The 14,848-nt window shown below is 59.1% G+C and carries 18 protein-coding genes; 10 read left to right on the top strand and 8 right to left on the bottom strand.

Annotated features, from left to right (window positions below; all coding sequences use genetic code 11):
* The first annotated feature begins 170 nt into the window (after positions 1-170).
* Positions 171-401, top strand: a complete 231-nt coding sequence (locus F591_RS0111490; RefSeq protein WP_019534749.1) for a hypothetical protein — start codon at positions 171-173, stop codon at positions 399-401.
* A gap of 31 nt (positions 402-432) precedes the next feature.
* Positions 433-1,863 carry a GerAB/ArcD/ProY family transporter gene (locus F591_RS0111485; RefSeq protein ID WP_019534748.1) on the top strand — a complete coding sequence of 477 codons (1,431 nt, stop codon included), beginning with the start codon at positions 433-435 and terminating at the stop codon, positions 1,861-1,863.
* A gap of 32 nt (positions 1,864-1,895) precedes the next feature.
* Here F591_RS0111485 and F591_RS0111480 read toward each other — a convergent pair whose 3' ends face one another.
* Positions 1,896-2,291: a hypothetical protein gene (locus F591_RS0111480; protein WP_019534747.1), complete on the bottom strand. Its 396-nt coding sequence runs from the start codon at positions 2,289-2,291 to the stop codon at positions 1,896-1,898.
* A gap of 81 nt (positions 2,292-2,372) precedes the next feature.
* On the opposite strand from F591_RS0111480, the gene F591_RS0111475 reads away from it, so the two are divergent.
* From F591_RS0111475 to F591_RS0111465, 3 genes are all read left to right on the top strand, one after another.
* Positions 2,373-3,353, top strand: coding sequence for a M23 family metallopeptidase (locus tag F591_RS0111475; protein WP_019534746.1), 981 nt, complete (start codon positions 2,373-2,375; stop codon positions 3,351-3,353).
* A gap of 253 nt (positions 3,354-3,606) precedes the next feature.
* Entirely contained in the window at positions 3,607-3,990 is a 384-nt protein-coding gene (locus F591_RS0111470; protein WP_019534745.1) for a bactofilin family protein, read from the top strand.
* Between the two features lie 52 nt (positions 3,991-4,042).
* The gene (locus F591_RS0111465) at positions 4,043-4,795 is read left to right on the top strand and encodes an HAD family hydrolase (RefSeq protein ID WP_019534744.1); all 753 of its coding nucleotides are present in this window, start codon (positions 4,043-4,045) and stop codon (positions 4,793-4,795) included.
* On the opposite strand, the gene F591_RS0111460 is transcribed toward F591_RS0111465, so the two are convergent.
* From F591_RS0111460 to F591_RS0111450, 3 genes are all read right to left on the bottom strand, one after another.
* Entirely contained in the window at positions 4,740-5,531 is a 792-nt protein-coding gene (locus F591_RS0111460; protein ID WP_019534743.1) for a YhfC family intramembrane metalloprotease, read from the bottom strand. The genes F591_RS0111465 and F591_RS0111460 overlap by 56 nt on opposite strands.
* 11 nt (positions 5,532-5,542) lie before the next feature.
* Positions 5,543-6,103: a helix-turn-helix domain-containing protein gene (locus F591_RS0111455; protein WP_019534742.1), complete on the bottom strand. Its 561-nt coding sequence runs from the start codon at positions 6,101-6,103 to the stop codon at positions 5,543-5,545.
* A gap of 160 nt (positions 6,104-6,263) precedes the next feature.
* Entirely contained in the window at positions 6,264-6,491 is a 228-nt protein-coding gene (locus tag F591_RS0111450) for a hypothetical protein (protein WP_026326546.1), read from the bottom strand.
* A gap of 380 nt (positions 6,492-6,871) precedes the next feature.
* Between F591_RS0111450 and chrS the strand changes: the two genes are divergently transcribed.
* The 5 genes from chrS (at position 6,872) to F591_RS0111425 (ending at position 11,116) form a co-directional block, all read left to right on the top strand.
* Positions 6,872-7,342, top strand: coding sequence for a chromate efflux transcriptional regulator ChrS (gene chrS / locus F591_RS0111445; protein WP_019534740.1), 471 nt, complete (start codon positions 6,872-6,874; stop codon positions 7,340-7,342).
* 4 nt (positions 7,343-7,346) lie between these two features.
* A complete protein-coding gene (gene chrB, locus F591_RS0111440; RefSeq protein ID WP_026326545.1) occupies positions 7,347-7,973 on the top strand; it encodes a chromate efflux transporter ChrB in 627 nt (208 codons plus the stop codon).
* Positions 7,961-8,503, top strand: a complete 543-nt coding sequence (gene chrA / locus F591_RS0111435; protein ID WP_019534738.1) for a chromate efflux transporter ChrA — start codon at positions 7,961-7,963, stop codon at positions 8,501-8,503. The genes chrB and chrA overlap by 13 nt, the downstream gene beginning before the upstream one ends.
* A 186-nt stretch (positions 8,504-8,689) precedes the next feature.
* Positions 8,690-10,507 (top strand): ABC transporter substrate-binding protein, encoded by a 1,818-nt coding sequence (locus tag F591_RS0111430; RefSeq protein ID WP_019534737.1) that lies wholly within the window; start codon positions 8,690-8,692, stop codon positions 10,505-10,507.
* A 108-nt stretch (positions 10,508-10,615) separates the two neighbouring features.
* Positions 10,616-11,116 carry a hypothetical protein gene (locus tag F591_RS0111425; protein WP_019534736.1) on the top strand — a complete coding sequence of 167 codons (501 nt, stop codon included), beginning with the start codon at positions 10,616-10,618 and terminating at the stop codon, positions 11,114-11,116.
* 48 nt (positions 11,117-11,164) lie between these two features.
* On the opposite strand, the gene F591_RS27895 is transcribed toward F591_RS0111425, so the two are convergent.
* The 4 genes from F591_RS27895 to F591_RS0111405 are packed head-to-tail and all read right to left on the bottom strand — an operon-like array spanning position 11,165 to position 14,656.
* Entirely contained in the window at positions 11,165-12,853 is a 1,689-nt protein-coding gene (locus F591_RS27895) for a hypothetical protein (protein WP_019534735.1), read from the bottom strand.
* Positions 12,854-12,890: 37 nt separating this feature from the next.
* Positions 12,891-13,325: a divergent PAP2 family protein gene (locus F591_RS0111415; RefSeq protein WP_019534734.1), complete on the bottom strand. Its 435-nt coding sequence runs from the start codon at positions 13,323-13,325 to the stop codon at positions 12,891-12,893.
* 40 nt (positions 13,326-13,365) lie between these two features.
* Positions 13,366-13,728, bottom strand: coding sequence for an EamA family transporter (locus tag F591_RS0111410; protein ID WP_019534733.1), 363 nt, complete (start codon positions 13,726-13,728; stop codon positions 13,366-13,368).
* 16 nt (positions 13,729-13,744) lie between these two features.
* Positions 13,745-14,656 carry a decaprenyl-phosphate phosphoribosyltransferase gene (locus F591_RS0111405; protein WP_019534732.1) on the bottom strand — a complete coding sequence of 304 codons (912 nt, stop codon included), beginning with the start codon at positions 14,654-14,656 and terminating at the stop codon, positions 13,745-13,747.
* Positions 14,657-14,848: the final 192 nt, after the last annotated feature.

Raw genomic sequence — 14,848 nt, 5'->3', positions numbered from 1 at the left:
ACGACCGAATGCTTCCTTCCGTCATCGGTCATCACCTGCGGCGTTGAAAATTCAGCGTATGGATACCGCAAAATTTTCAAGATAGACCCCCATTCCGCTGGCGCAGCACCATCAGAAGATGAAAACGGGCCGCGCACCAAGCGCTATTTTCAAGATAGGAGAATCGCAGCATGAACAGCTTGTTTCTACTCGTTTTCCTGTGCTTTCTGGCCGGGCATCTTGCGTTGGACCTCAAAAAACTGAAGCGGGCCGGGAAGCCCGAACGAGGCGTATATTTCACCGTGTATGCGTTAACGGCAGCGTTCTATTGGTGCCTGGCGATCGGCTGGCTGCCGCCTATGCCTTCGCAGTGGTTCGTCCATGCCGTCTCGCCCAAGGTTATTCAAATGATGGGACTTTAACGCGATTCCACCCTTAAAGGAGGTATCCCCCTTGGACCGTACGCAAGTCGTCCAGGTGCGCCAGATGACCTGGCTGGTCGCTTCGCTGCTGATCGGAGGCGGGCTGCTCAGCATTCAGCACGTGCTCATTCGCATCGCCCGCATCGATGCCTGGACGTCGTATTTGCTGCCGATCTTTTATATATTCGGAGTCGCCTACGTCTTCTACAAGCTGTCCCAGCGCTTCGAAGACAAAAACCTGTTCGAAATCAACAAGCTCGTGTTCGGAAAAATCGCCGGCACGTCGATCAATGTGCTGCTCATTGCCCATTTGTGGCTGATGCTCGTTCGCGATATTCGCCTTTTCAGCCGGTTTGTCGGCACGGTGCTGCTTCCAAGCACCCCGGAGGAAGTGCTGGTGCTGCTGTTCATGCTGCTGCTGCTGTTTTACGGAAGGACCAGTCTGGAGGTGGTCGCACGGGTCAACGACATTTTCTTTCCCGTCTTCATGCTGCTCGTGATGTCGCTGCCGCTGCTTCTTTCCAACGAGCTGGACAAGCATTTTATTCAACCGGTGCTGACTGTGCCCGCGGCCAGCTTCCTCAAATCGAACCTGCTTGGCATCGGCTGGTTCGGCGATGCGATCGTCATCGGAGCGTTCCTGCATATGCTGTGGAGCCCTCGTCAGCTCCGGTCCGCGCTGCGGCACGGAGGCATTTTGGCCGGGGTGATCCTGACCGTCTTCTTGCTGATGGAAGTGATCGTGCTTGGGCCGAAAATGCCGGGCAACTTCATTAATCCGAGCTACAGTCTCGTACAGCTGATCCATATCACCGATTTTCTGGACCGCATTGATCTGACGATGCTGAGCATCTGGTATCCGATCACGCTTTGCAAGGTGATCGTCATTTACCTGGCTTTTTTGACGGGCATCGCCTCTTTGATCGGTCGGCGGGACTATACCTTAATCAGCTCGCCTGTCGGTCTGCTGCTGACGCTGACGGCCATCGCCTCTTTCCGGAACACGTCGGACGCCTACAGCTTCGGCAATTTCAGCTCGCTCGTCATCACGCTTGCTTATCAGCCGCTGTACTTTGCCGTCCTGCTGCTGCTTGTCCGCAAGCGGCCGGTCGTGAAGAACGAAGCCGCCCGCCGGGCGGGGGCCACCTCTGCATCCGGCAAGACGGCAAACGATTCAGAGCGGCAGGACGGCGGCCAGCGAAACGGCAGCAGGCGAAAGCGGGTCCGGTACGAGACGTGGTCTCTGGCCGGCAGCTTGCTCATGATTGCCTGCCTCGCTCTTATCGGCATCGGCATCGCCTGGAGCCGCTATTACTCGCTTGTCGGCATCGTCTGCGGCATCGGCTATGCCGCGCTGTTTTTGCTCGCGCTGCTTACCACCCGCATGGAGATTTCGTCTGTCCTGAAGCAGGCCGAATCGCCCGAAAATGCGCCTGCGGCGGCCAAGTCGGCCCCGGGCTAAACGGCTCGGCTCGTGGCCAGGAATGCGGCGGATTATTGGATATCGTCCGACTCGCCGATGCTTCGAACGCCGATCACTTTGTTGAAGGGGATGAGAATCGTCAGCTCTTCCTCCTCGTCCGGCCGATCGACGGTCAGCTCGAGGAAGTCGATTCCGGTTCGGTTCAGCAGCGCTACAAAGGCAGGCGCATACGTCGTATGCGTCAGCACGCGCTCCGCCCCGGCTCTGCGGGCAGCTCCGAACAGCACGATTTCCTCCATAACATAAGGAATATAGTATCCGTCATCCACGCGGATGAACCGTTTGCCAACATGCCGAAGCACGCCGGGCCCGCTGTCGAAGTCCCGGGCTTGCAGCGCAATCTCTTTGCTGACGTGCCGTGCGAGCCTCTCCAGCAAACTCATGCGGCTCGATTTCAATAAAGACAAGTCGCATCCCTCCCGGCATTGACTCGCTGTCTCCAATATATGCCGCAGAGAGAGGCATCATTCCGACCGAAAGGAGTCGTCATGCTACTTAACCGTTTCAAGCGCAAACTGACCTTCGTGATTATTCCCGAAGCGGACGAAAGCGTCATCCGCCTTTCGCTATCCCGCGCCGCGCTCTGCGCGATCGCCGTCTGTGCCGCCTGCATATTGGCCTCCTCAGGCTTCGCCTGCTTAAGCTATGCGAAGACGTCCGCAGCGCTTGCCATGTCGAGGACGGAGCTGCGCGGCAAGAACGAGCGGCTGCAGCAGGAAATGCGCCAAAAGAACGCGGCGATCGAGGAATTGCGCAGCCAAATCTACACCATATCGGAGCAGGCGGCGAAGGTGCGCGCTCAGGTCGAAGATTTGAAGCGGCTGGAGCGTGATTTGAAGGCGCTCGCTCCGCACGCGGACAGCGGCAAGCCCGCCGGCGCCGCCGCAGACGCTGCGGCGTCAGGCATGGCCGAGCGCGGAATGGGCGGCCCCCGCGTCCCGGTTACCGCGCAGGAGGTTCGCGCCATCGCCGCAAATGCCCGGGCCAGCTACGATCAGCTGCTGCAGGAGCTTTCGGGGCTGAGCAGCCGGCTGGACCAGGCGAAGGCAGAGCTGGCGGCGGCGCACGAGCGCAGCCGGCGCACGCCCAACCATTGGCCGACCGTCTCCCGCCTCATCACTTCGCCTTACGGTTACCGGCACGATCCGTTTACCGGCAAACTGAGCTTCCACCGCGGGATCGACATCGCCGGCAAGCTGAACGATCCGGTCTATGCGGCGGCCAGCGGCATCGTGCATACGGTCGGCTCCGACAGGCTGCACGGCAATCACGTGATCGTCGAGCACTCCGAAGGCCTGCGCACCTGGTATATGCATCTGAACAAGGCGACGGTCAAGAAGGGCGATGCGGTCGATAAAGGCCAAATGATCGGCAAGCTGGGAACGACCGGCCGCAGCACCGGCCCGCACCTGCACTATGAGGTGATCAAGAGCGGCAAAAGCATCGATCCGCGCACGTACTTGCCGTAGCTTTTCATCGGCCGTCATCTTCGGTATTGAAATGTTGTCGGCGGGTTACCGCCAAATTTTCAAAATAGACGCCTATGACGAGTGATTCCTTTCGTCATCGGTCGTCACCTTCGGTGTTGAAAAATTCGCCGGAGAGTTCCGTCCAATTTTTCAAAATAGACCCCCATGCGGCTTGCGCAGCACCATCAGAAGGTGAAAATGTGCCGCGGGTCTGGGGCGGGGCTATTTTCAAGATAGATAGGAGCGAAGCAGCATGCGATGGTTGAACAGGAAATCCGCCGCAAATGGCGGCCTCACTTTGATTGGCGAAGGAAGCGTATTCTCGGGACAGCTGGAAGCGGCTGCGGATATCCGCATTGAAGGGGAAGTGCGCGGCGATATCCGCGCGGCGGGAGAAGTCACGATCGGCCAGGGCGGCTTCGTCCGCTCCGATCTGACCGCCCGCGATATCGTGATCGCCGGCCGGATGGAAGGCCGCGTAATCGCCGAGAGGTCGCTGCGAATTACCGCTACGGGACGGCTTGCCGGAACGGTCCAGGCCGCGACTCTGATCATTGAGCCGGGCGCCGTCTTCCAGGGAAGCAGCGAAATGCTCGAGGCGCTGTCGAAGCCGGACTTGTCGTGCGTTGGCGTATAACGTGATATAATGTTGAACAAATGCCGACACGATACCCGGGAGATGAGGAGCCATGAAGCCGCAAACGATATTGTTCGATTTGGACGATACGCTCATATACTGCAATAAATTTTTCGATATGGTCATCGAGCAATTCGCCGATCAGATGGAAGCCTGGTTCCACGGTTACGGATTGTCCATGGACGAGGTTAAGAAGAAGCAGGCGGAGATCGATCTCGGCCGCGTGATGGCCGAAGGCTTCTCTCCGGAGCACTTCCCCCGCTCGTTCGTCGACACTTACGAGCATTACGCCAATCTGACCGGGAGAGCCAAAGACCCGGAAGAGGTCGCTCGGCTGGCCGAGCTCGGCCGCTCCGTGTACGGTCATCAGATCGAGCCCTATCCTTATATGGAAGAAACGCTCGAGGAGCTGCGCCGGCATGGCCACGAGCTGCGGCTGTATACCGGCGGCGATCCGGCCATCCAGATGCGCAAAGTGAAGGAGGCCGGCCTGGAGCGTTTTTTCGGCGATCGCATCCATGTAACGCGGCATAAAACGTCGTCATTCATGGATCAGTTGATCCGCATGTGCGGCTTGGACCGGAAAGCGACCTGGATGATCGGCAATTCGCTGCGCACCGACATCGTCCCGGCGCTGGAGAACGGTCTGCACGCCATCTTCATGCCAGCCGAACGGGAATGGTCCTACAACATGGTGGAAGTCGAAGTGAAGCCTGCCGGCGCCTATTTCACGCTGCCTTCGCTCAGGCTCATTCCCGAGACCATTCATTCCTATATTTCCGGCGCATGTGCCTCAAATAAATGAAGAACGCAGCGGCAATCGGAATCAGACCCAGCTCGACGACAGCCAGCGGCAGCACTTTGGCCTGATACAGCGCCGGCAAGAAATCCACGGCGGCATGAAGCGCGATGGCTGCGACGACATGGCGGAACCGGCCGCTGCGGACGCCGTGCAGCACCATAATCGACAGCGCCAGGTGAAGCAGCAGCGCAGGAATGCGTTCCCAGGCGGCGACCAGATAAAGCGCCCATGGCGTATCCGTGAGCTGCGCCTTGATCTGCTGCATCGCCTCGCCCGGCATGGCGGACCCCAGCGCCTGATCGAACGTGCCGGAGTTGATCATCAGGGCAAATCCGAGCATCTGCGCACCGCCGACAACTCCGAGCAGCAACGCTTCCAGACCGCCGTGGCCGAAGCCGAACGCGATGCCGTCGCTCCAGCTGCGCCGCCGCTTCAACCAAAAGCGAAACCCGATATAACGGCCCAGCTCTTCGAATACGCCCGCCGCCAGCGCCCCGTATGCGGCGAACAGCCACGGGTTTTGCAAAGCTTTGGCGGTCGCCGCATTCCCCTGCAGCATATAGACGTGCAGCACTTTTTCAAGCAGTTGGGAGAATAGCAGAAACACCGCCATTCCCGCCAGCAAGGGCAGCCAGCCGATTCGCTCCGTTTTGCGGAAATAAACGAACAAGCTTGCCACGAGGATGACGATGCTCGCCATCTGAATAATAATTCCTGCTATAGAAGCAGCGCTAACCATATAGCTCCTCCTTATTTTCGATAATTCTCGGGATTCGTTGTTTCGGGCGCCGGAATCAGGATCGTAGCAAGCGTCCGCTTGCGCCGCCCCGGCCCAGGTTCATTGGCCATAGCCTGCATAACGGCCCCCCCGATCGTATACAGCAGCTGCCGCAATTCTTCGTCGGTCAAGTAAAGGGCCGCCTGGCGGAACGCAACGCCGTCCTTAAACATATCCATCTTGTCCTGCTCCAGATAACTGCCGAACTCTCCGATCAATCCCGCAACGAACTGCATAAAAAATTGCATATGCTCTTCTCTTGTTGCCGCGCTCACCTCTTCAGGCGTCGGATCAATCCCTGACAGGGCGAGACGGTACGTTCTCTCAACGGCCCCTCTTACCTGCTTCTCCTCGGCAATCTCCAGCACGCCGCCCTTCAGCAGCAGATTGAGGTGGCGATAAAGCGTAGCCTGCGGAACGTCGGGCAGCCTTTCTGCCATCTGCTGGACGGTCAGCATTCGTCCCCCGATTAGCGTCTGAATGATCTTCATCCGCACAGGGTGGAGAATTAGTCCCGATTTCGAACGGATCATGCGAATCGACGTCCTTTTCAGATTTTATTATCGTTTTATAAAATGATAATAATAAATCAGCATTCGCATGTCAACATTTTCCTCTATCGGGAGCAAAAATAAAAGCATGGCTCCAAAGACCATGCCTGAGATGATGATCATTATGCCCAGGGCAGACCGTTCACCCCCGGCAGCCGCTCCCGCGAAACATGCCGAGCAGCTCGCCAACCAGGGAATGAATCTCTTCGCCTGAAAGAGCCTGCCCCCCATCGACCGAGGCAAGCAGGCGGGTGAGCGCATCCGCCGCATCGCCTGCTCCGCCGCCAGCTTGCGCGCGCAGGCCCTCCGCTGCTTCGCGGAGACATTGTTCTGTCCAAGATACGGATAATGGCGTTCTCCCTGAATGCATTGTCTGTCCTCCTCTTTCGCCCGCCTTAGGCTCGTTTTGCATCGCCCGCATCCCATCCGGCTTGAGCGGGTGCAGCGGCAACTGCCTAGCTTTATTGTAGCTCTTAAAACAGGAACAAAAAGCGCAAATTACAGGCACTGGTTTTCCTATTTTGTGCACTCGGTTATGCCGCCCCGCATGCGCGCTGCCGCCCCATCGCCGGCTGATTCAGAAGCAGCGGCGAAGCCAATACACCGGCCAACAATCCCGTAATAAAAATTTTTATTTTTTATTGAAAATGTAAATTATCCGTTATATATTTATTCGGAAAGTAATCATTCACTTCGTTTCACATACGTATTGCAACTATCCATCCCAACTGGAAAAGGAGTTGACTCGCCGTGCATAACGACACGCCTCCGGTACAGATCGACGATATCGATCGCCGCATCATCAAAATATTGAATGCAAACGGAAGAATCTCTTATACCGATCTTGCCAAAGAAATCGGCCTTTCGCGCGTTGCCGTCCAGGCCCGGGTCCAGGCGCTGCAGGAAAACGGGGTGATCGAGCGGTTTACCGCCGTCATTAATCCGGAAAAAATCGGCATCGGCGTCTCCGCTTTTTTCAACGTGGAGGTCGAGCCGAAGCATTTGCACGAGGCGGCGACAGCGCTGGCCGAGGAGCCAGCGGTCACCAGCCTGTATCATATGACGGGACCCAGCAAGCTGCATATGCACGGACTGTTTCAAAATAATCAGGAGATGGAAACGTTCCTGAAGCAGAAGCTGTATAAGCTGCCCGGCATTACGAGCGTGGATTGCCAGGTGCTGATTACGCGCTACAAGAGCAGAATGGGGATGAGATTGTAGAAGTATGGCTATATCACCGCATCGTCAAAGTTATTCTCAGCTTGCCTGGGCTATGTTCAAAACAGGCATCCTCGGGTACGGCGGCGGCCCCTCCGTTATCCCGCTCATCCGCCACGAAGCGGTCGCCCGGTACCGCTGGATGGACGACGAGGAATTCGGCGAAATTCTTGCTTTGGCCAATGCGCTGCCCGGACCGATCGCCACGAAGATGGGAGCGTATCTGGGCTACCGCCTGCATCGCACGCCAGGCGCGATCCTGGCGGTAGCAGCGCATATTTTGCCGTCCACGCTGGGCATGATCGCGCTGATGTCGGCGGTTCAAGCGCTGAGCAGCTCGCGGGTTGTCCAGGGCATGATTGCCGCCGTCGTGCCGGTCATCGCCGTCATGCTCGGGGTGATGGCCTGCGAGTTCGGCGAACGCGCCGTCAAAGGGCTGGGCAAGCCGCTCGGACTCTGCATGTTCGCCGTCTCCTTCGCCCTGCTGCAAACGGCTCAACTCCATCCGGCGCTCGTCATCGTCATCTTCCTCGGCTACGGCGCTGTTCACCACCGCATTGTCGGCTGGTTCAAAGGCAGGAAGCGGCGAACCGAACATACCGGAGAAGAGGAGCGCTCGACATGGACTGGTTAAATCTGCTGATCGGATTTTTGCTCTCCAACCTGCTCGGCTACGGCGGAGGACCGGCCTCGATTCCGCTGATGCACCGCGAAATCGTGACGAATTACGATTGGGCGACAGACCAGGAATTTTCGAACATGCTCGCCCTCGCCAACACGCTGCCCGGGCCGATCGCCACGAAGCTGGCGGCTTACGTCGGATACGACGTGTACGGCCTGCTCGGGCTTTCGATCGCTCTGGCGGCAACGGTGCTGCCCTCCGCGGCGGCGCTTATCTGGCTGCTCAAGCTGCTGCAGCGCTACCGCCAGTCTCCGGTCGTCAAAGGCATGACGCTGCTCGTCCAGCCGGTCATCGCGGTCATGATGGCAGTGCTGACCTGGCAGATGGGAGCAGGCTCCATAGAGGACATCGGCGTATGGCAGTCGCTCGGCATTGCGGCTGCGGCCTATTGGCTGATGGAGCGGAGGAAAATGCATCCGGCCCTCGTCATCGTCCTCGCCTTTGCCTATGGCGCGGCCGTGCTTTCCCATTTTATCGTTTAACGGCAAGCCCCCCTGGAAATTTCCGGCGGGGCTGCTTTTGTGCATGCCCTCCTCCCCTCCCGCTTGCAAAACAGGAACAAAAGAAGTAACTTGAAGCTAATAAATTTCCTATTTTACGCCGGCATGTTACGCTATGATGAATGAAGCATCTGCATTCGCGAAGTACAGATCGGGAGGTTGGCGCTCGTGAAGCTCGAGCATCACTATTTGAAGCTGCGGGAAGGGTATCCCCTTGCCGGGGAAGACGAAGCGCAATATGTCACTTTGGACGAGCTGGCGGCCGTGCTGCAGTGCACCCATCGCAATGCGGCGCTGCTGCTGAAAAAAATGGCGGCCCGCGGCTGGCTTCAGTGGTCGCCGCAGCGCGGCAGAGGCCGGCGGTCCGCTCTATGCTTCCGGGTGCCGGCGGAGGATTTGCTGCTCGGCCTGATGCAGTCGCTCGTCAATCGGCACGATCTGCGCGGCGCCATGGAGCAGCTGCATGTGGCCCGCTCCGAGCCGCTGAAGGAGCGATTTCGCCATTGGCTTGACGGCTATTTCGGCTATTCCAGCGAATTGCGCGGAGACCGCCGCTTCGACACGCTCCGCTTCCCGCTGGCGCAGCCGCCCGACTCGCTCGATCCGCTTACGATCCAGTTCGCCGCCGAGGCGCATCTGGTGCAGCAGCTGTTCGATCCGCTCGTCCGCTACAACCGGCTGACGCAGAGCGTCATCCCCCATATCGCGCATGCCTGGGAAACCGATGCGAGCCGCACCGTCTGGACGTTCCATCTGCGCAAAGGCATCCTGTTTCACCACGGCCGCGAGCTGCATGCGGACGATGTGAAATATACGTTCGAGCGGCTGAAGCGGTACGGGGGCGGGGCGTTATACAGCTGGGCGCATCAGCGGATCGAAGCGGTGGAGACGTTGGACCCCGTTACCGTCCGCTTCCGGCTGGCCGCCCCGAACGAATTGTTCCTTGCCTATGCGGCAACCAACCGCGCCTCGATCGTACCGGCCGACGTCTGCGCGGAGCTGGGCGAGCAATTCGCCCGCGCTCCTGTCGGAACGGGGCCGTTCAAGCTGTCGCTGAACGACGGCGCGATCTGCATTCTCGAAGCGTTCCCCGCCTACTTTCAAGGGCGGGCTCATCTCGACCGGGTCGAGCTGTGGCATATGGGCGAAGCTTCAGGCAAAGAAGCTTATCGCCCGCTGGACAGCTTTCAGATTCTCCACAACTACACCTTGCCCGAAGACCGGCAGCCGGAGGAATGGGAGCAGGTTCAGCAGCAAGGGGCGACGTGTCGGTTCCTGACCTTCAACCTGTTGAAGCACGGCCCCTTGGCCGATCCCGATCTGCGCGGCGCGGTCTGCGCCGCATTGGACCGCACCCGGCTGTTCGAGCGCCTCGGCGGCGACGTGCTCTACGCCGCGGACAGCTTCGTTCGCGGCGACGCCGGCGTCCTCGGGCAGACGCCCTGCCCGCAGGCGCTTCCCGTCGCTCACGATCCCGCAGCCGTCCGCGCTCTGCTGAAGCGGCTCGGGTACGCTCGCGAGCGGCTCGTGATCTGCACGATTCCGCAATACGAGCGGGATGCCCGCCTCGTGCAGTCCATGCTGCAGGAATCGGGCTTCGCCGCCGAGGTGCGGCTGCTAGCCATAGAGGATTTCCGCAGCGAGCAGCGGCTGCAGGCAGACCTGCTGCTGTTCTCGATTATGCTCGACAACGATGCGGAAGTGCGGCTGATCGACCTGTTCACGACCATGCAGCGGCATCTGGAGCCCGCAGCCAAAGCGGCAGTCGGCCGCGGCCTGGAGGAGGTGCTTGCGGAGCGGTGTCCCGAGCGCAGGCTCGAGCGCCTCGAGCGGATCGAAGGGTATCTCGCCGCCCGTCGGCTGCTGCATTTTCTCTATTTCAAACGGCTGAAAACGGTGTTCCGCACCTCGGTCAAAGGCATCGCGCTCGATTCCCTGGACTGGGTTCATTTTAAAGACATATGGTTTGAAAACGGTGCGCCCTGACCCCTTCTTTGGCAAGCGGTCCGGCCTTCCAGTTGCCATCCGCGGTATATAACCCTTTTTCTCCGAATACAGTATAGTAGCAACCATAGCAAGAGAGGAGACGGGGGAATGCCGAGACAACCGCAACAAATCATCTATCGCGATAACAAGTACGGATTCACCTTGCGGTTTCCGGGCTGGTGGCGGGCCTATACCGTGATCAGCCGCAAAAAGACGGACCGCGACACCGAATATGAGGTCCACTTTAAATTCAAGTATAAGGGCAAAGTGTACGACGACATTTTTGCCCTGCTCGTCTACCGCATGACCCGCAAGGAATGGCTGGAGGCAGGCTACGGCGATTCGCCGCTCGTTTACATCGCCGAATATAACGGGCGGGTATTCGCCTATCTTCCCCCCAGTGAGCTCCCTTATCAATTCATCGACCCGCAAACAGGCGATTACGACTACAAAAAATACGGAACCGCCATCGCCATCCTCAAACGAATGGTCAACCGCGATGTGCCGCGAATTGCGGAGACGCTCCGCTTTCCTTGCGAAGGCTCGGCCATCCGTTCGCTCCCGCTGCGCTCGCGCCAGGTGTGGCCCCGCAAATGCCGACGGAAATAGCCTCCCGGGCTCGGGTATCGATCGCAGCAGACGTCGGCCTTGCCTTCTCTATTCCGCTTGAGCGCTGCCGCTCCCCGGGCCCAGGCAAACCGTCGTGCCCGACTTGATCAGCGTCAGCTTGTCGTCCTGCCCGCAGGCGAGCTCCTCCTCCTTAAACGCGATGCCGGCGGCACGGAACCGTTCGCGGTTGGACCAGCTGTAGGCGAAATCGGCGGAAACCGGTCCGGGCGAAGCCTTGAGCACAGCCAGCTGTTCCCGCAGCGTCTGGTTCCACTGCGTCTGCCTCACCGTATATGCCCCTCCGACCAGCAGCGCATTGACGGCAAGCACCAGGACAAGCGCCCAGCTCACGCCGCGCACGAGCCGTCCTTCCGGCAGGCTGATGCCCAGCCAGGCCGCCACGAGCGGAACGAACCACAGCTGCGGCACATAGCGCGCCCACCAAACCCCCGGATTGATCAAGGCCGAGAAAACGAGCCAGCCCATGACGCCGGCGGCAATCAGCGCCCATCCCAAGCGGCGGCGGAAGGCCAGCGCCATGACGGCCAGCGACAGCAGCAGCGCTCCGCTGAACAGCGGCCCGAAGCCGGACACCGCCACGTCGGGCTCGGCGAACGCGCTTAGCTCCCGGGCGCTAAACGTGAACGGCCATTTGAATTTTGTGCGGATTTTTTCGGTGCTGTTTTCCCGCGTCTCCGCAAAATAGGAGGCGACCGCCTGCTCCGCCCGGTTCATCGTCTCCAGATTGCGCGGGGTAAAGCTCTCGACGACATCGATCGCCCCTTCGCCGGCCAGCGGATAGAACGGATGGCCGTTGTTCAGCGTATTGGTCACAAAAGGATTGTAGCCGAACAGCAGCACCCCTGCGATGCCGCCGATTGCCGCGAACTTAAGCAGCCGCTTTACGCCCGCGAACTGCTCGCTCATATACAAAGCGGCCAAAACACCGATCGTAACGAGCCCGGCATAGGCTATCGCCGTAAATTTGATATTCATCGTCCATATCATCCCCGCCGTATAAACGATGGCGGTGACCGGCGACATCCGGGTAACCATGAGCAACCCGAGTGCGAGAAGACACAGCAGCAGCGAAGCGATCAGGCCGTCGACATAAAAGCTGAACACCTGATAGACGCTTACCGGATTGAGCGCCAGCAGCATAGCGATCGCCAGCCAGCGGAAAGGCTTATCCGGCTTCAGCGCATGCAGGGCGGCGGCGCTGAGCAGGAACGAGGCGGTGATCATCAGCGCGTTCAGCGCCTTGCTGTGCTCAATCAGGCCGGTCGCTTTGAACAGCACAGCCGCGGCCGTCTCTCCCCCTCGCCCGTAATGGTTAACCCACAGGGCATGTCCTGTTGGCAGCGATAGCGCGCCGTCGTACACAGGGTTCCACCCGCCGGCCAAGTGTAAAATCGATTCCTGGTGATACGCCTGTCCATCGTAAGACAAATCATAGAACCAGCCGCTGACGACAAAGCAGACGGCAAACATCGCCGCCGCTGCCGCCAGGCCTGCGGCGAAAAGCTTGCCCGCCGCCGCAGCTTCCCCGCTGCCGGATCTCTCCCGCGCAGCGAACCAGGCCGTGGCGAGCGCCAGGCCAGCCGCCAGCCACAGGTGCAGCGGCAGGATCGGAATGCCGCACGCGAACAAGAGCGTCGGCACGAGAAAGCAGCCGGCGCACAGCGACAATAGCGCGATTCCGGCCACATAACTGATCGAAGCAAAACGATTGCTCATTCGGCCTTCTCCCCACATTCTTCTAAATATTGCAGCGTCAGAGCAGCAGCGAACCCGCCCAGCCGAGCGCCAATCCGACGCCGAGGCCGCCGAGCACCTCGAGGCGCGTATGCCCTTGCCGCTCGCGCAGCCGTGCCGTCTCCGCCCCTGCTGCCAGCCCGGCCGACAGCGCGTTGATCCGCTTGGCTGCCTCGCCGACAGCCCGGCGAATGCCGAGCGCATCGATCACGACGATGAACGTGACGGCAACCGCCAGGCCGAATAGCGGCGAGCCCCAGCCTTGATCGAAGCCGATCAGCATCGCCATGGAGGCGACGATCGAGGTGTGCGTGCTCGGAAAGCCGCCATTGCCGATCAGTTCGTTGGCCCTCCGGCCGTAGCGAACCCGGTTGACGGCATATTTCAGCGTGCCCGACGCGAACCAGGCCGCCGCAGGCAACGCCGGATATATAAGTCCTGGAAATAGCTCCATCGGCTTCTTTCCTCCCGCTTCATTCTGAATCCGGCTGACCTCATGCTCCCGCCCGGGCGATCAGCAGCACGCCGACGCCAATGAACGCCGCGCCGAACCAGTGCTGGGCCGAGACCGGTTCCTGGAACAACAGGCTGCCGCAAATCATGACGATAATGTAGCTCAGGCTGACCATCGGATAAGCCGTGCTGAGCGGAAACTGCCGCAGCGCCAGCAGCCAGAACACGGAGCTGAGTGCGTAGCTCGCCAGTCCCGCCGCCACCGGGGCGAATGTCGCAAGGCCGGACCATGAGAACGACGGCATGCCCCGCAGCTGCAGCGATTCGACGCCCCATTTCATTAATATTTGTCCGGCGGCTCCGAGCACGATCGAAGCGGCCAGCCACAAATACTTCAAGATCATGCGGTTCCTCCCCGAGTTATAAATACAGCAATATGAAGGCGACGGAAAAACCGTACAGCACGACCGTCAGCAAAATATGCCTGTCCTCCAGCAGCACCTTTTCCGGCCGCCCGCCTTTGCCTTCCATATGAATGAGATACAAATAGCGGAACATCCCGTACAGCACGAAAATGAGGGTCCACATCAAATGAACGGAACGGCCCGACGTAAACGTGAACAGAGCATAGCTCATAATGGTAGCCGTCGTCACGATCGCCGACATCTGATTCAGCATTTCCATGGAATAATACTTCAGCACCTTGCGGTGCGCCGTTTGATCCGCTTGCAGCAAATACAGCTCGTGACGCCGCTTGCCGATCGCCAGAAACAGCGCCAGCAGCATGGTGCACAGAAGGAACCAAGGGGTCAATGGCACATCGATCACCAGTCCGCCGCCGACGGCCCGCAGCACGAATCCCAGCGCAACGACAAGCACGTCGGCAATTACGATATGCTTAAGCCGCAAGGAATATAAGACGTTCAGCACAAAATACAGCGCGAGCACTCCGCCGAACGCGAGATGGAACCGGAAGGCGAACCAGAGGCAGACGGCCAGCAGCACGAGACCGCACAGCAAAGCCCCATGGGGGTTAATCGCCCCGCAAGCCAGCGGCCGGTTCTTCTTCTCCGGATGCAGCCGGTCCCGCTCCCGGTCGACGTAATCGTTCAAAATATACACGCAGCTCGAAACAAGGCAAAACAGCACAAACCCGATCACGGCCTGCCCCAGCATGAACAGGTCGGCGGAGCGGATGGAAAAAATCAGCGCTGCGAAGACAAGCACATTTTTGCTCCATTGCCGGGGCCGCATCAGCTGCAGGAAGACCGCAGGAGGAAAGGCTTTGCTCTCACCTCCTTTAATTTTGACATCCGCTTTCCAAGGATCCATAACCGATTCTCCTTTTTCGGTAAGGGTCAACAGACGGGGAGCGCCTGTCACGCCATTCATTATAACGAATGGAATATTCACTATAAAGAACAACATTGCGACGCATTTTGGCGAAAAAAGAAGAATAACCGCGTTTTTTGTTCTCTAAAACGAAACAAATGCCTTTCATTGGATTTTTCATTTTCAGAATCA

Origin of the sequence: Paenibacillus ginsengihumi DSM 21568 (assembly GCF_000380965.1) — a bacterium.
GTDB classification, from domain to species: Bacteria; Bacillota; Bacilli; order Paenibacillales; family NBRC-103111; genus Paenibacillus_G; species Paenibacillus_G ginsengihumi.
The sequence above is the reverse complement of the archived record's forward strand: the minus strand, read 5'-3'. Positions and strand labels throughout refer to the sequence as shown.

Bases quoted from the DNA above. Each gene is read 5' to 3' on its own strand.
- F591_RS0111490 (WP_019534749.1), top strand. From the start codon at position 171: ATGAACAGCTTGTTTCTACTCGTTTTCCTGTGCTTTCTGGCCGGGCAT.
- F591_RS0111475 (WP_019534746.1), top strand. From the start codon at position 2,373: ATGCTACTTAACCGTTTCAAGCGCAAACTGACCTTCGTGATTATTCCC.
- F591_RS0111470 (WP_019534745.1), top strand. From the start codon at position 3,607: ATGCGATGGTTGAACAGGAAATCCGCCGCAAATGGCGGCCTCACTTTG.
- F591_RS0111465 (WP_019534744.1), top strand. From the start codon at position 4,043: ATGAAGCCGCAAACGATATTGTTCGATTTGGACGATACGCTCATATAC.
- F591_RS0111460 (WP_019534743.1), bottom strand. From the start codon at position 5,531: ATGGTTAGCGCTGCTTCTATAGCAGGAATTATTATTCAGATGGCGAGC.
- F591_RS0111455 (WP_019534742.1), bottom strand. From the start codon at position 6,103: ATGATCCGTTCGAAATCGGGACTAATTCTCCACCCTGTGCGGATGAAG.
- F591_RS0111450 (WP_026326546.1), bottom strand. From the start codon at position 6,491: ATGCATTCAGGGAGAACGCCATTATCCGTATCTTGGACAGAACAATGT.
- chrB (WP_026326545.1), top strand. From the start codon at position 7,347: ATGGCTATATCACCGCATCGTCAAAGTTATTCTCAGCTTGCCTGGGCT.
- chrA (WP_019534738.1), top strand. From the start codon at position 7,961: ATGGACTGGTTAAATCTGCTGATCGGATTTTTGCTCTCCAACCTGCTC.
- F591_RS0111425 (WP_019534736.1), top strand. From the start codon at position 10,616: ATGCCGAGACAACCGCAACAAATCATCTATCGCGATAACAAGTACGGA.
- F591_RS27895 (WP_019534735.1), bottom strand. From the start codon at position 12,853: ATGAGCAATCGTTTTGCTTCGATCAGTTATGTGGCCGGAATCGCGCTA.
- F591_RS0111415 (WP_019534734.1), bottom strand. From the start codon at position 13,325: ATGGAGCTATTTCCAGGACTTATATATCCGGCGTTGCCTGCGGCGGCC.
- F591_RS0111410 (WP_019534733.1), bottom strand. From the start codon at position 13,728: ATGATCTTGAAGTATTTGTGGCTGGCCGCTTCGATCGTGCTCGGAGCC.
- F591_RS0111405 (WP_019534732.1), bottom strand. From the start codon at position 14,656: ATGGATCCTTGGAAAGCGGATGTCAAAATTAAAGGAGGTGAGAGCAAA.